General features: G+C 72.4%; 10 protein-coding genes. 2 read left to right on the plus strand and 8 right to left on the minus strand.

Translation table 11 applies throughout. The annotated features are described in order from the left end of the window. Positions 1-365: 365 nt before the first annotated feature. Positions 366-1,922: a diaminobutyrate--2-oxoglutarate transaminase family protein gene (locus tag AQJ58_RS10020; protein WP_420712146.1), complete on the minus strand. Its 1,557-nt coding sequence runs from the start codon at positions 1,920-1,922 to the stop codon at positions 366-368. 281 nt (positions 1,923-2,203) lie between these two features. Here AQJ58_RS10020 and AQJ58_RS10025 point away from each other — a divergent pair, with 281 nt between their 5' ends. After that, positions 2,204-3,424, plus strand: a complete 1,221-nt coding sequence (locus AQJ58_RS10025; protein ID WP_067247505.1) for a trypsin-like serine peptidase — start codon at positions 2,204-2,206, stop codon at positions 3,422-3,424. Between the two features lie 181 nt (positions 3,425-3,605). On the opposite strand, the gene hflX is transcribed toward AQJ58_RS10025, so the two are convergent. The 6 genes from hflX to miaA form a co-directional block, all read right to left on the minus strand. Next, positions 3,606-5,099 carry a GTPase HflX gene (hflX, locus tag AQJ58_RS10030; RefSeq protein WP_067247507.1) on the minus strand — a complete coding sequence of 498 codons (1,494 nt, stop codon included), beginning with the start codon at positions 5,097-5,099 and terminating at the stop codon, positions 3,606-3,608. Between the two features lie 160 nt (positions 5,100-5,259). Continuing rightward, entirely contained in the window at positions 5,260-6,957 is a 1,698-nt protein-coding gene (locus AQJ58_RS10035; RefSeq protein ID WP_079078813.1) for a M1 family metallopeptidase, read from the minus strand. Positions 6,958-7,096: 139 nt separating this feature from the next. Continuing rightward, positions 7,097-9,283: a RelA/SpoT family protein gene (locus tag AQJ58_RS10040; protein WP_067247509.1), complete on the minus strand. Its 2,187-nt coding sequence runs from the start codon at positions 9,281-9,283 to the stop codon at positions 7,097-7,099. Positions 9,284-9,582: 299 nt separating this feature from the next. After that, entirely contained in the window at positions 9,583-10,452 is an 870-nt protein-coding gene (gene dapF / locus AQJ58_RS10045) for a diaminopimelate epimerase (RefSeq protein ID WP_067247512.1), read from the minus strand. 89 nt (positions 10,453-10,541) lie between these two features. Then, the gene (locus AQJ58_RS10050; protein ID WP_067247514.1) at positions 10,542-11,108 is read right to left on the minus strand and encodes a hypothetical protein; all 567 of its coding nucleotides are present in this window, start codon (positions 11,106-11,108) and stop codon (positions 10,542-10,544) included. Between the two features lie 108 nt (positions 11,109-11,216). Beyond that, on the minus strand, positions 11,217-12,155 hold the full coding sequence (gene miaA / locus AQJ58_RS10055) for a tRNA (adenosine(37)-N6)-dimethylallyltransferase MiaA (protein ID WP_067247516.1): 939 nt from the start codon (positions 12,153-12,155) through the stop codon (positions 11,217-11,219). Positions 12,156-12,305: 150 nt separating this feature from the next. Here miaA and AQJ58_RS10060 point away from each other — a divergent pair, with 150 nt between their 5' ends. Continuing rightward, a complete protein-coding gene (locus AQJ58_RS10060) occupies positions 12,306-12,578 on the plus strand; it encodes an antitoxin (RefSeq protein WP_067247518.1) in 273 nt (90 codons plus the stop codon). Positions 12,579-12,588: 10 nt separating this feature from the next. On the opposite strand, the gene AQJ58_RS10065 is transcribed toward AQJ58_RS10060, so the two are convergent. Next, on the minus strand, positions 12,589-13,305 hold the full coding sequence (locus AQJ58_RS10065; protein ID WP_067247522.1) for a class III extradiol dioxygenase subunit B-like domain-containing protein: 717 nt from the start codon (positions 13,303-13,305) through the stop codon (positions 12,589-12,591). Between the last annotated feature and the right edge of the window lie 287 nt (positions 13,306-13,592).

Here is a 13,592-nt window from a genome sequence, read left to right on the forward strand (position 1 = left end):
GTGATCGAGGGGGTCAGCAGAGGCGAAAGGCCTCGGCGCGGCGGGGGTGGTCTGGCGCTGCTGGGGAGGGACGGATCCGTTCGGGGTGACATCGGTCGACGTAATGGAGGAGGTGGACGGTGACGGGACGGAAACAGCGGTGGTGGGACCGGAAGAGCGGGTGGGCTCAGGGAAGTCGTTCACGGGCGTTCCTCGTCGGGTGGGGCCGGCGTAATCGGCGGCGTGGGGGGCCGGGACGGCGGTGGGGTCGCGGCGGCGTGGAGCGGTCGGCCGGTGTCCGTCTGCTGGGCGGGGTGGGCGAGGGGCCGGGGCATGGGCGGAGCCGCCGCGGGGGCTTCGTCGTCGTAGGGTCTTCCGGCCCTGGGTCACCGCGTGCGGCCCGCACGGCCGTGCGGCTCCGGGACCTGCTTGGACTGCCGGTTCGGCTGGTCCTTGTCGCGCTGGTTCTTGTCGCGCTGGTTCTCGTCGCGCCGGGGTTTGCGGGGGGTGTGTCCACGGGCCGCCGCCTCGATCGCGTCGGCCAGCCGGTCGAGTACGGCGGCAGCCTGTTCGTCGGTGATCGTCAGGGGCGGGAGCAGGCGTACGACGCTCGCGTGACGGCCGCCCAGTTCGACGATCAAGCCGCGGCGCAGACACTCGCGCTGTACGGCGACGGCCAGTTCGGGGGCTGCGGGGTGGGGGCCACGAGCGGCAATGGCGTCCGTGCCCGCGGAGTCCATTTTCCTCTCCTCCCGCTCCGGGTCGACGAGTTCGACGCCGAGCATCAGTCCGCGTCCGCGCACATCGCCCATGCACGGGAAGGCCTCCGCGAGGTGTCGGAGCCGGGCCAGCAGGTGGGCTCCGAGGGTGGCCGCGCGGTCGGCGAGGCGGTTCTCGCGGACGTGGGCGAGGGTGGCGGTGCCGGCCGCCATGGCGAGCTGGTTGCCGCGGAAGGGGCCGGCGTGGGCGCCCGGTTCCCAGACGTCGAGGTCGTCGCGGTAGACGACGACGGCCAGGGGCAGGCTGCCACCGATGGCCTTGGAGAGGACCATCACATCGGGGGTGACTCCGCTGTGTTCCACCGCCCAGAAGGCGCCGGTGCGGCCGACGCCCGTCTGGACCTCGTCGGCGATGAGAGGGATGGAGCGGTCGGCGGTGATCTGCCGCATGCGCCGCATCCAGGTGTCCGGCGCAGGGATCACATCGCCCTCGCCCTGGACGGGTTCGAGGATCATGCCGGCGGGGCGCCGGTCCCCGGACTTGGGATCGTCGAGGACGGACTCGGTCCAGCGCGCGGCGAGTTCGGCGCCGCGATCGCCGCCGACGCCGAACGGGCAGCGGTAGTCCTGCGGATAGGGCAGACGGGCCACGCGGACGTCGAGGGCGCCGCCGGAGGCTTCGAGGGATCCGGTCGTCATGCCGTGACAGGCGCCGGCGAAGGCGAGAACGCCCGTGCGGCCGGTGGCGGCGCGGACCAGGGTGAGCGCCGCTTCGACGGCGTCCGTTCCGGCCGGCCCGCAGAACTGGACGCGGGCACGGTCGGCGAGCCCGGGCGGCAGGGTGCGGAAGAGTTCGGTGACGAAGGCGTCCTTGACCGGGGTGGCGAGGTCGAGGACGTGCAGGGGCGCACCCGAGTCGAGGACCTTGCGGATGGCCTCCAGGACGACGGGATGGTTGTGGCCGAGCGCGAGGGCGCTGGCGCCGGAGAGGCAGTCGAGGTAGCGGCGCCCGTCGGCGCCCTCGATGGTCAGTCCGCGGGCGCGTACCGGCACGATGGGGAGGGCACGCGCATAGGTGCGCGCCGCGGACTCGCGGGCCGACTGGCGCCGCAGGATGCCGTCGTGCGCGGAGCGCCGGCCGGCCTGGCCGACGGGGGACCTGCCGGCGGTCGATGGTCCGGTGGATCTCCCCGGAGGGACCTCCTCGGGCACTGGCTCGGTCACGGCTTGCTGTCCTCCCGCGGTTCGGGGGGCCGCGCGCGGGCAGCGGAACCCCCACCGCTACCAACCCCGGACGGGCGTCCTGGTTACGGGTTGCCTCAAGATCCCTGCCGTGACGGAACCGTTGCCCTCCTGTCGGAAGTCCCCCACAGCGAACGCATATCGTGTGGGGGCATCGCACAGGGCCGTGAGACCCGGCTGAACTCCGCGTGGGCACACGCCGGGTTCCGCCCCACGGGAGCGGCCGCAGCACCAAGTTCGTTGACAGCAGGGGGAGTCAGACCATGCGATCGATACGGCCGTCGTTCACCGCTCGTCGGGGGAGGCCCGCGCGCCGCAGAACCTCCCCCGTGCTCGGCGCCGTCGCCCTCGCCTCGGTGCTCGCGCTCACCGCGACCGCCTGCGACTCGGGCGACGCCGACGCCGACGGCAAGGCCACCGCGTCGGCCACGGCGGTCGGCGACGGAAAGATCACGATCCCGGACGACATCAAGGACCGGCTCAAGGAGCACGGGATCGATCTGGACAAGTGGAAGAACGGCGCGTGGAAGAACTGGGACAGGGACGACTGGCTGCGTGAGGCCAAGGACTACGTCAACCCGATCATCAAGGGCCTGTGGGACCCGGACCGGATGAGGGAGGCGGAGGACCCCGACCGGCGAGTCGACGACAACGACCTCTCCGGCGACCAGGGCGTGACCGACCCGACGCCCGAGCCCGTGGACGCGAAGGCCGTGCCGACGACGTACCACGCCAACGCCCCCGAGGCGGGCAAGGTGTTCTTCGATTCCCCCGAGGGCACGATGGTCTGCTCGGCGACGGTCGTGAAGGACCCGGCTCACCCGGGCAAGTCCAACCTGGTGTGGACTGCGGGCCACTGTGTGCACGCGGGCAAGAAGGGCGGCTGGTACCGCAACATCGCGTTCGTGCCGTCGTACAACGACAAGGGTCTGTCCGCCGAGCAGCTCCAGACGGCCACCAAGGAGGAGGCCGCGCCCTACGGTGTCTGGTGGGGTGACTGGGTGAAGACCTCGGACCAGTGGATCGCGCAGGGCGGGGAGACGGGCGGTGACGGCGCGCCGTACGACTTCGCCGTGATCCATGTGACGCCGGAGGCGGACGGTTCCGGCAAGTCGCTGGAGGAGACGGTCGGTTCGGCGCTGCCGGTGGACTTCGACGCTCCGGCGGTGCCGAAGGTGGACAGCATCACCGCGACGGGTTATCCGGCCGCGGCGCCGTTCGACGGGCAGAAGCTCTACCAGTGCCAGGACAAGCCGGGGCGGCTGTCGTTCAACGAGTCGGACCCGACGATGTACCGCATCGGCTGCACGATGACCGGTGGTTCGTCCGGCGGCGGCTGGGTGGCCAAGGGCGCGGACGGCAAGCCTGCGCTGGTCTCCAACACCTCGGTGGGTCCGGTGAGTTCGGGCTGGCTGGCGGGGCCTCGGCTGGGTGAGGTGGCCAAGGGTGTGTACGACTCGGTGAGCGACAAGTTCGCCAAGTGAGCGACGGGGCCGCCGGGCGGGAAGCGCATCGGCGGCCATGACGAAGGCCCGCCCCCTGGTGTGTGTCAGGCAAGGGGGCGGGCCTTCGTGTGTCAGGCCGTTGCGTATCGGCCTTCGTCTATCGGCCTTCGTCTATCGGCCTTCGTCTATCGGCCTTCGTGTGTCGGCCTTCGTGTGTCGGTCAGGCGAGGGGGGCCGGGACGTACGGTGCGAGGTCCGCGGCCAGTTCCTCGTGCACCCGTACCTTGAGGAGGGTGCCGTCCGCCGTGTGTTCCGCGGAGATCACCTCGCCCTCGGTGTGGGCGCGGGCGACGAGCTTGCCGTGGGTGTACGGCACCAGGGCCTCGATCTCGACCGAGGGCCGCGGCAGCTCGGCGTCGATGAGCGCGAGCAGTTCCTCGATGCCCTGGCCGGTGCGGGCCGAGACGGCGATGGAACGCTTCTCGATCCGCATCAGCCGCTGCAGGGTGAGCGGGTCGGCGGCGTCCGCCTTGTTGATCACCACGATCTCGGGCACCTGGGTGGCGCCGACGTCGTGGACCACCTCGCGCACGGCGGCCAGCTGCTCCTCCGGGTTGGGGTGCGAGCCGTCTACCACGTGCAGGATCAGGTCGGACTCGCCCACCTCCTCCATGGTGGAGCGGAACGCCTCGACCAGGTGGTGCGGCAGGTGCCGGACGAAGCCGACCGTGTCGGCCAGCGTGTACAGGCGGCCGCTCGGGGTCTCGGCCCGGCGCACGGTCGGGTCGAGGGTGGCGAACAGTGCGTTCTCGACGAGGACGCCGGCGCCGGTGAGGCGGTTGAGCAGGGACGACTTGCCGGCGTTGGTGTAGCCCGCGATGGCCACCGAGGGCACCTTGTGGCGCTTGCGCTCCTGGCGCTTGATCTCGCGGCCGGTCTTCATCTCCGCGATCTCCCGGCGCATCTTCGCCATCTTCTCGCGGATCCGCCGCCGGTCCGTCTCGATCTTGGTCTCACCGGGACCACGGGTGGCGAGGCCGCCGCCCTTGCCGCCGCCCATCTGCCGGGACAGCGACTGACCCCAGCCGCGCAGTCGCGGCAGCATGTACTGCATCTGCGCGAGCGCGACCTGCGCCTTGCCCTCTCGGGACTTGGCGTGCTGGGCGAAGATGTCGAGGATCAGGGCCGTACGGTCGATGACCTTGACCTTGACGACGTCCTCGAGGTGGATGAGCTGGCCCGGGCTGAGCTCTCCGTCGCAGATGACGGTGTCCGCGCCCGTCTCGATGACGATGTCACGCAGTTCGCCGGCCTTGCCGGAGCCGATGTAGGTGGCCGCGTCGGGCTTGTCCCGGCGCTGGATCACGCCGTCGAGCACCAGCGCGCCCGCGGTCTCCGCGAGGGCGGCGAGCTCCGCGAGGGAGTTGTCAGCGTCCTGCGCGGTCCCCGTGGTCCACACGCCGACGAGGACGACCCGCTCCAGACGGAGCTGGCGGTACTCGACCTCGGTGACGTCCTCGAGTTCGGTGGAGAGGCCCGCGACGCGGCGCAGCGCCGCACGCTCGGAGCGGTCGAACTGGTCGCCGTCCCGCTCTCCGTCGATCTCGTGGCTCCAGGCGACGTCCTCTTCCATCAGGGCATCGGCCCGAAGACCTTCGGGGTAGGCGTGCGCGAAGCGCTTCGTGTCCTGGGAGAAGGAAGAAGAGGAGGTCATTGGGTCCTTACGTCGTGGGGATACCGATGCCGGCGGGTTTCACCTTCCATGGTGCACAACGCACGAGCACCGCGGGAGATTCCCGCCCTCGTGCCCCGCGCCCCGTGCCGCGCCGACCTGACGATGGTCGCACGGTACGCCCCGTCTCGTCACGGCCTTATTACCGGCCCGGGGCCCAGGGAGCGGTGCGCGCCGGGCCGGCCGGGACGGCGTCGACAGCCTTGACGGCCTTGGCGGACTTGGCGGACTTGGCGGGCTTGGCCGGCTTGACTGCCTTGGCCGAGTGGACGGCCTGGGCGGAGTGTGGAGCCGGAGAGGCCTGCGTGCCCGCGTCTCCGGCCGCCGTCGGCTTCCAGTCCGGGTGGCCGGGCATCGGCGGGGTCTTCTCCCCGTACAGCCAGCCCTGGAAGAAGGCGCCGAGGTCGCGTCCGGAGACCTCCTCGGCGAGCCGGCGGAAGTCCGCCGTGCCGGCGGTGGAGTCCTTGTGGTCGCGCACCCAGTCCCGCTCGACCTGCTCGAACGCCTTCTGGCCGATCTCCTGGCGCAGGGCGTACAGGACGAGGGCGGCGCCGTCGTACACGTTCGGGCGGAAGATGCTGATCTTCTCGCCGGGGGCGGGCGCCTTGGGGAGCGCCGGTGGGCCGCCGGCGGCGCGCCAGCCGTCGGACGCGCCGTACGCCGCCTTCATGCGCTCCTGGAGGGTATAGCCGCCCTTCTCCTGGGCGTAGAGGGCCTCGTACCAGGTGGCGTGTCCCTCGTTGAGCCAGAGGTCGGACCACGTGCGCGGGCTGACGCTGTCGCCGAACCACTGGTGGGACAGTTCGTGCACCATGATCGACTCGATGTACCACTTGGGGTAGCCCGGCTCGGTGAAGAGATCCTTCTCGAACAGGGACAGGGTCTGTGTCTCCAGCTCGAACCCGGTGTCGGCCTGGGCCATGAGCAGGCCGTAGGTCTCGAAGGGGTAGGGCCCGACCTTCTTCTCCATCCAGGCGATCTGGTCGGGGGTCTTCTTCAGCCACGGTTCGAGGGCCGCCCGGTCCTTCGTGGGCACGACGTCGCGGACGGGCAGCCCGTGCGGTCCGTCGCGGTGCAGGACGGTGGAACGGCCGATGGACACCTGGGCGAGCTCGGTGGCCATGGGGTGCTGGGTGCGGTACGTCCACGTGGTCGTGGAGCCGGACCGGTCAGCGCCGGTGGGCAGCCCGTTGGCGACGGCTGTGTAGTCGTCGGGGGCGGTGATCCGGATGGTGAACATCGCCTTGTCGGAAGGGTGGTCGTTGCACGGGAAGACCAGGTGGGCGACGTCGGCCTGGTTGGCCATGGCGAGGCCGTCGGCGGTGCGCACCCAGCCGCCGTCCCGGCCGTCGGCGCCCACCGGGTCGCTCGTGTGCCGCACGGTGATGCGCGTCCAGTTGCCCGGCGTCAGCTCGTCCTCAGGGGTGACCACGAGGTCGTCCCCGGCGGTCTCGAAGGTCGCGGGCCTGCCGTCCACCTCGACCGACTCGACGTCACCCTGCGCGAAGTCCAGATTGATCCGGTCCAGGGTCTCGGTGGTCCACGCGTCGATGGTGGTGACGGCCTGGAGCGGCTTGCTGTTGGCACCGGAGTAGGTGAAGGAGAGGTCGTACGACACGACGTCGTAGCCGGGATTGCCGAGGTACGGGAAGAGGCGGTCGCCGATGCCGAGCGGTGCCGCAGGGGCGCTCGCGGCGACGAGGCAGACGGACACGGCCGAGGCGAGCAGCGCGGACTTGAGTCGGCGGGCGGCCGCGCCGGGCCGGGCGGCCCGCGGGCGCGGGGCCGAGAGGTGGGGAGCCGAGCGGCGCGGGGCCGAGGGGTGGGGGGTGAGCAGCATGGACCACGGCTACCAGCGCACACCTGTCGTACGGCGGCGACTCGCGCCCTTCCCACCCGAACGGGTTGCCCCCGCGCGCGCGGGTGCGGGTGCGCCGGGCGGATCGGAGTCGTACGACGGGGCCCTGCCGGGGGCCCGTTCAGGAGGCCGAGTCGTGGTGCTGGGCCCTGGCCACGTCGTAGACCCCCGGGACGTTCCGCATGGCACGCATGAGGGTGGGCAGGTGGGCCGCGTCGGGGAGCTGCAGCGTGTACGTGTGGCGTACGCGCTGCTGGCTCGGGGGTTCAACGGTCGCGGAGACGATCTCGGCGCCCTCCATCGCCATGGCCTCCGTGAGGTCGGCGAGCAGATGGGGACGGCCGAAGGACTCGGCGATCAGTGTGACCCGGCACTCGGTGGTGTCGCCCCAGCTCACGTCGACGGCCGGGCGCCCCGCGTCCGTCATGCGCGCCACCGCGGCGCACTCCACGCGGTGCACGGTCACCACTCCCCCGCGCACGGCGAAGCCGGTGACCTCGTCGGCCGGGACGGGGGTGCAGCAGCCGGCGAGGCGCACGCCGGCGTCGGGGCGGCCGACGACGGTGATCGCGGTGTCGGGGCGGGAGAGCGGGGCGTCGGCGGCCGGGATGTCCGTCACCGTCCGCGCCGCGTCGACGCTCTCCTCGGGCTCGGCCGGGGCCGGGTGGGTCGCCAGCCAGCGCTGGATGGCGATCCGGGCCGCGGGGGTGTGGGCGTGTTCCAGCCACTCCCTGGAGGGCTCGGAGGCGGGGTCCTGGCCCATGAGGAGCTGGACGGTGTCGCCGTCGCGGAGAACCGTGCTCAGGGTCGCCAGCCGGCCGTTCACCCGGGCGCCAATACAGGCGTGCGCGTCCTCGCCGTACTGCGCGTAGGCGGCGTCGACGCAGGTGGCGCCGTCGGGGAGGCCGAGGGTGCCGCCGTCGGGGCGGAAGACGGTGATCTCGCGGTCCTGGGCGAGGTCCTCGCGCAGGGTGGACCAGAAGGTGTCGGTGTCCGGAGCGGCCTCCTGCCAGGCGAGGAGGCGGGAGAGCCAGCCGGGCCGGGTCGGGTCGACCCGTTCCCCGTCGGGCCGCTCGCCGCCGCCGGGCCGCTCGCCGCCGGGCCGGTCCGCGTCCGCCGGGGCCCCCTCGCGGGTCTGTTCGTCCTGCGGACCGGCGTAGGGGTTGCCGAGGGCGACGACTCCGGCCTCGGCGACCTTGTGCATCTGGTGGGTGCGGATGAGGACTTCGGCGACCTGGCCGTCCCCACGGGCGACGGCGGTGTGCAGCGACTGGTACAGGTTGAACTTGGGGACGGCGATGAAGTCCTTGAACTCGGAGACGACGGGCGTCATGCAGGTGTGCAGCTCACCCAGGACGGCGTAGCAGTCCGCGTCCTCCCCGACCAGCACCAGCAGCCGCCCGAAGTCGCAGCCGCGCAGCTCGCCGCGCTTGCGCGAGACGCGGTGGACGGAGACGAAGTGCCGGGGCCGGATGAGGACTTCGGCCTGGATCCCGGCCTCGCGCAGGACCGCGCGCATCGCGTCGGCGAACTCGGCGAGGGGGTCGTCCGCGCGGGAGGCGTTGTCGACGATCAGCTCGCGGGTGTGCTCGTACTCCTCGGGGTGCAGGATCGCGAAGACGAGGTCTTCCAGCTCGGTCTTGAGGGCCTGGACGCCGAGGCGTTCGGCGAGCGGGATGAGGAAGTCCCGGGTGATCTTGGCGATGCGCTCCTGTTTCTCGGGGCGCATCACGCCGAGGGTGCGCATGTTGTGCAGCCGGTCGGCGAGCTTGATCGACATCACGCGGACGTCGCTGCCGGTGGCGACGAGCATCTTGCGGAAGGTCTCGGGCTCGGCGGCGGCGCCGTAGTCGACCTTCTCCAACTTGGTGACGCCGTCGACGAGATAGCGCACCTCCTCGCCGAACTGCTCCCGCACCTGGTCGAGGGTCACATCGGTGTCCTCGACGGTGTCGTGCAGCAGAGACGCCGTCAGGGTCGTCGTCTCGGCGCCGAGTTCGGCGAGGATCAGGGTCACGGCGAGCGGGTGCGTGATGTACGGCTCGCCGCTCTTGCGCATCTGGCCGCGGTGCGAGGACTCGGCCAGCACATAGGCGCGGCGAAGGGGTTCGAGGTCGGCGTCGGGGTGGTGGGCGCGGTGGGCCTCGACGACATGGCCGATCGCGTCGGGCAGCCGGCCGCGGGCGGGGCTGCCGAGCAGGGCGGCCCGTCCCAGGCGGCGCAGGTCGATCCGGGGCAGGCTGCGCCTGCGGCTCGTGGCGGGCGCTACCGGGCCCGGCATCGCAGGGTTCGTGGCCTCCGCACTCATGGGCACCTCCGGCTGCGTGGACCGGCGGACGGGGTGTCCCAGGGCGGACACGGCTCAGGGGACTTGGCAAAGGTCCCCCGTCCGGGCCGGTGCTTGATGCTACCGAGCCCATCACGTGCGACTGACCGCCTCTCGCCGAGCGTGAAACGGATCACCCATTCGAGCGACGATTCAGGGGTTTACGGTTTTGCGCCACCGGAATCAGGACCGGCCCCCCTTTCGAACGCCTGCCCCTGCCTCAGGTGTACGGTTACCCGCCCCATGAGCGCACAGACCTGCGATACGAAGACGTCATCCCGTCAACGAGCCGCGCTTTCAAGCCAGTCGGGGGCGATCTCGCCTGTGGCGACGATCACTGCGGGTCCGGTCATCTCGATCTCGCCGTCGGGGCGCTCCGTGATCACCAGACGGCCGCCGGGGACGTCCACGGTGTAGGTCGCGGGGGTCCCGGTGACGGCCGGGTCGACGCCGTCCCTGCGGGCCGCGGCCACGGCGACGGCGCACGCGCCCGTGCCGCAGGAGCGGGTCTCGCCGGAACCGCGCTCGTGCACGCGCAGGGCGACGTGCCCGGGTCCGCGATCGACGACGAACTCGACGTTGACCCCGTCCGGGTAGGCGGAGGCCGGGCTGAAGGGCGGCGGGCTGGACAGGTCGCCGGCGTGCGCGAGGTCCTCGACGAAGGCCACGGCGTGCGGATTGCCCATGTTCACGTTCCGTGCGGGCCAGCTGCGCTCGCCGACGCGCACGGTGACCTCACCCTCGGGCAGACGCGCCCGGCCCATGCCGACGGTGATGTCGCCGTCCTTGGCGAGGTGCACGCTCTTGACGCCCCCGCGCGTGGCGACGGAGATGTCCCCCTCGGGGACGAGGTCCGCGTGCTGGAGGTAGCGCGCGAAGACCCGCACGCCGTTGCCGCACATCTCCGCGATCGAGCCGTCGCCGTTGCGGTAGTCCATGAACCACTCGGCCTCGGCCGCCATGTCCTTCGCCTCAGGGTGCGTGGCGGACCGCACGACGTGCAGCAGCCCGTCGCCGCCGATGCCCGCGCGCCGGTCGCACAGCGCGGCGACAGCGGTCGCGGGGAGGTCGATGACGTTCTCCGGGTCCGGGACGATCACGAAGTCGTTCTCGGTCCCGTGCCCCTTGAGGAAGGCGATCCGCGTGCTCATTCCTCGATCGTACGGCGTGCGTACGACACCCGGCGCACGCGTGCGTGCCGAGGTCCGGGGCACGCTCGTGACGCGCGCGTGAACTCCGCTCAGCGCAGGCGCGCCACGCGCCACACGGCGAGGACGGCCACCACGGCGACCAGGACGACGTACGCCAGGACGACCCGCCAGTCCGGGCGGTGACCGGACCCGCGCGCGGGGAGGCCTGGCCACGTGTAACCGACGCGACGGGCGGCCATCATGCCCCAGCCGGCCGCGCAGGAGCAGATGAGCAGCCCCAGCATCGCGATCACGGCCCCGCTGTCGCCGAAGTCGAAGGCGAGCGGGAACGCGAACATCAGGGAGCCGGTCGCGGACAGGGCGACGATCGGAGCGAGCTGCCAGATCCGCAGCCGGCGCTGGGGGCGCAGCTCGACCTCGACCTCGGGCCCGCTCGCGAACATCTCCTCGGGCTCGGGACCGTCGTCGGTCACCCCGCCGCCCTGGGTGTCGTCCACCACGTCGGGATCCACCGCGTCGGGGCTCACCGCGTCGGGGCTCACGGCGTCGGGGCCCACCGCGTCGGGAAGGGCGCGCCCGTCCCGGGGCTCCGGTTCCCCGCGCTCGGGGGTGAGGCCCTCGGTGCCTTGTGCGGTGTCACGAGGGCCGGCCTCCATCGCCACGCGCCCTCCCAACTCGGACTCCACTTGGTCGATCGAAGCTCGATGATGGCACGGCACCGGAGGCACGGATGACGGCCTGGGCGTCCCGATGCCATGACGTGATCAGGCTGTAACCGGTCGTTCCACCAACGCCAGCGCGAGCTCCGGAAGTTTGGTGAGATCCGCCGCAGCCCCACTCAACCAGTGCACCCGCGGATCGCGCCTGAACCATGAATCCTGACGGCGCGCGAAGCGCTTGGTGGCACGGACGGTCTCGGCGCGCGCCTCGGCGTCCGTGCACTCCCCGGCGAGCGCGGCGAGGACCTGCTGGTAGCCGAGCGCGCGCGACGCCGTACGCCCCTCGCGCAGGCCTTGCGCCTCCAGAGTGCGGACCTCGTCCACGAGCCCGGCGTCCCACATGCGGTCGACCCGGCGGGCGATGCGCTCGTCGAGTTCGGGGCGTGCCACGTCAACCCCGATCTGGACGGTGTCGTAGACCGAGTCATGACCCGGCAGGTTTGCCGTGAACGGGCGGCCGGTGATCTCGATGACCTCAAGGGCGCGCACGATACGGCGGCCGTTGCTGGGCAGGATCGCCTGGGCGGCCTCGGGGTCGGCGGCGGCCAGCCGGGCGTGCAGCGCACCGGAGCCGCGCAGGGCCAGCTCCTCCTCAAGCCGGGCGCGGACCGCGGGGTCGGTGCCGGGAAACTCCAGGTTGTCGACGGCGCCCCGGACGTACAGCCCGGAGCCGCCGACGAGGACCGGCCAGCGGCCCTCGGCGAGCAGGGCGTCGATCCGGGCGCGGGCCAGCCTCTGGTACTCGGCGACGGAGGCGGTGACGGTGACGTCCCAGATGTCGAGGAGGTGGTGCGGAACTCCGGCCCGTTCCCCGGGGGTCAGCTTGGCGGTGCCGATGTCCATCCCTCGGTAGAGCTGCATGGAGTCGGCGTTGACGACCTCGCCGCCGAGGCGTTGGGCGAGGAAGACGCCCAGATCGGACTTTCCGGCCGCGGTCGGTCCGACGACGGCGATGACGCGGGGGGTGGGGGCTGCGCTGCTCACCGCACCAGTCTCCCAAACCGCCGGGGGCGCCCTCGAAGGTGTTGCGCGCCGGAGGCGTGGGGCGTCGCCGGGGGCAGGGCGGGATGCCTTCCGCGCGGGTACCGTATGGGTTGGTATGGGCGTTTCGGTACCTGTGAGGGAAGGTGGCCCATGGGTCTCTTGCACAATCTGAAGGTCAGGCTCGCCCCGGCCAAGGGCAAGGTCTCGCACCTCGCCCACGAGCACGGGCACAAGGTCACGCACGGTCTCGACAAGGCGGCGAAGGTCGTCGACGAGAAGACCAAGGGCAAGTACACCGACCGGATCCACACGGGCACCGACAAGGCCAAGGGGGCCGTGGACCGGCTCGCGCACAAGGACGAGCCGCCGACGGGCGGTGGCGACAGGTTCACCCCGCCGCGCACCCCTCCGCCGGCCTCCTGACCCCGCCCCGCTAGGACCAGGCCGCGACCACGTACCCCACTCCGTACGGCGCGTCCTCGTACAGGAGCGCGCCGCCGAGCCCGGCGTTCTCGGCGGCGCCCGCGAGGACCTGCCAGGGGGCCCGGCCGGCGGCCTTCAGCGTCTGTGCCAGCCCGGCGTCGAGTGACTTCAGCGCGCCGACGTCCGCGGTGCCCAGTGCCCGGGCGACCTCCGCGTCGAAGGGGGCGGCGCGCTCGTCGAGGTAGCCGGGCGCCTTCAGGGTCCGGCAGGCGCTCGCATCGCCCATGACGAGCAGCGCGACACGTCCGGCCCCGGCGCCCAGCTCTCTGCCCGCCTGGACGCACCGCTCGGTGGGCAACGGTTCACCCACCCCGAGTCCCTCGACGGGGGCGGCGGCCCAGCCGGTCCGTTCCAGCAGCCAGGCGGCGACGGCGAGCGAGGGCGGGAGTTCGCGCGCCGAGGGGGCGTCGGCGTCCGGCCGACCGAGCCGTACCGTCACGTCCACCCCGAAGCCGCTGAACGAGCCGCGCGCGCCCTCCGGATGCGGGCCGCGTCCCGCCTCCTCGGCGGGCCCGACGACATAGAGCCGGTCCGGCCGGGCGGCCGCGAGCACGGCCAGCGCCGCGGAGCAGGCGGCACGCGCCGCGTCCAGCTCGGGCGCGGCGCCCGCGGCGACCTCGGGCACGAGCAGCGGCGGACAGGGGCAGACGGCTGCGGCGACAAGCATGCTCGGCAGGGTAACCCTGCCGCACCCGGCACCTGGTCCGAGGCGTCGGTGCAACTCGACCGGCATCAGGCTTGGCCCATACGGCCGCGTGTGCCGACCGCGGGGTCTGCCGCACCTTTCTCGGGCGGCTTGGGCTAGAGGGGCCGGCCTGGAGGGGGCCGGGTTGGAGGGATCCGGGCTGGAGGGGCTCAGGCTGGAGGGATCCGGGCTGGAGGGGCCCGGGTTGGAGGGGGCCGGCCGGAGGGGCCCGGGCTGGAGGGGCCCGGGCTGGAGGGGCCCGGGCTGGA

It is taken from the genome of Streptomyces sp. DSM 15324 (genome assembly GCF_001514285.1).
In the GTDB taxonomy this organism is placed as follows: Bacteria; Actinomycetota; Actinomycetes; order Streptomycetales; family Streptomycetaceae; genus Streptomyces.

Excerpts from the sequence above, each read along its gene's own strand:
- AQJ58_RS10025 (WP_067247505.1), top strand. The coding sequence starts at position 2,204 with ATGCGATCGATACGGCCGTCGTTCACCGCTCGTCGGGGGAGGCCCGCG.
- hflX (WP_067247507.1), bottom strand. The coding sequence starts at position 5,099 with ATGACCTCCTCTTCTTCCTTCTCCCAGGACACGAAGCGCTTCGCGCAC.
- AQJ58_RS10035 (WP_079078813.1), bottom strand. The coding sequence starts at position 6,957 with ATGCTGCTCACCCCCCACCCCTCGGCCCCGCGCCGCTCGGCTCCCCAC.
- AQJ58_RS10040 (WP_067247509.1), bottom strand. The coding sequence starts at position 9,283 with ATGAGTGCGGAGGCCACGAACCCTGCGATGCCGGGCCCGGTAGCGCCC.
- dapF (WP_067247512.1), bottom strand. The coding sequence starts at position 10,452 with ATGAGCACGCGGATCGCCTTCCTCAAGGGGCACGGGACCGAGAACGAC.
- AQJ58_RS10050 (WP_067247514.1), bottom strand. The coding sequence starts at position 11,108 with ATGGAGGCCGGCCCTCGTGACACCGCACAAGGCACCGAGGGCCTCACC.
- AQJ58_RS10060 (WP_067247518.1), top strand. The coding sequence starts at position 12,306 with ATGGGTCTCTTGCACAATCTGAAGGTCAGGCTCGCCCCGGCCAAGGGC.
- AQJ58_RS10065 (WP_067247522.1), bottom strand. The coding sequence starts at position 13,305 with ATGCTTGTCGCCGCAGCCGTCTGCCCCTGTCCGCCGCTGCTCGTGCCC.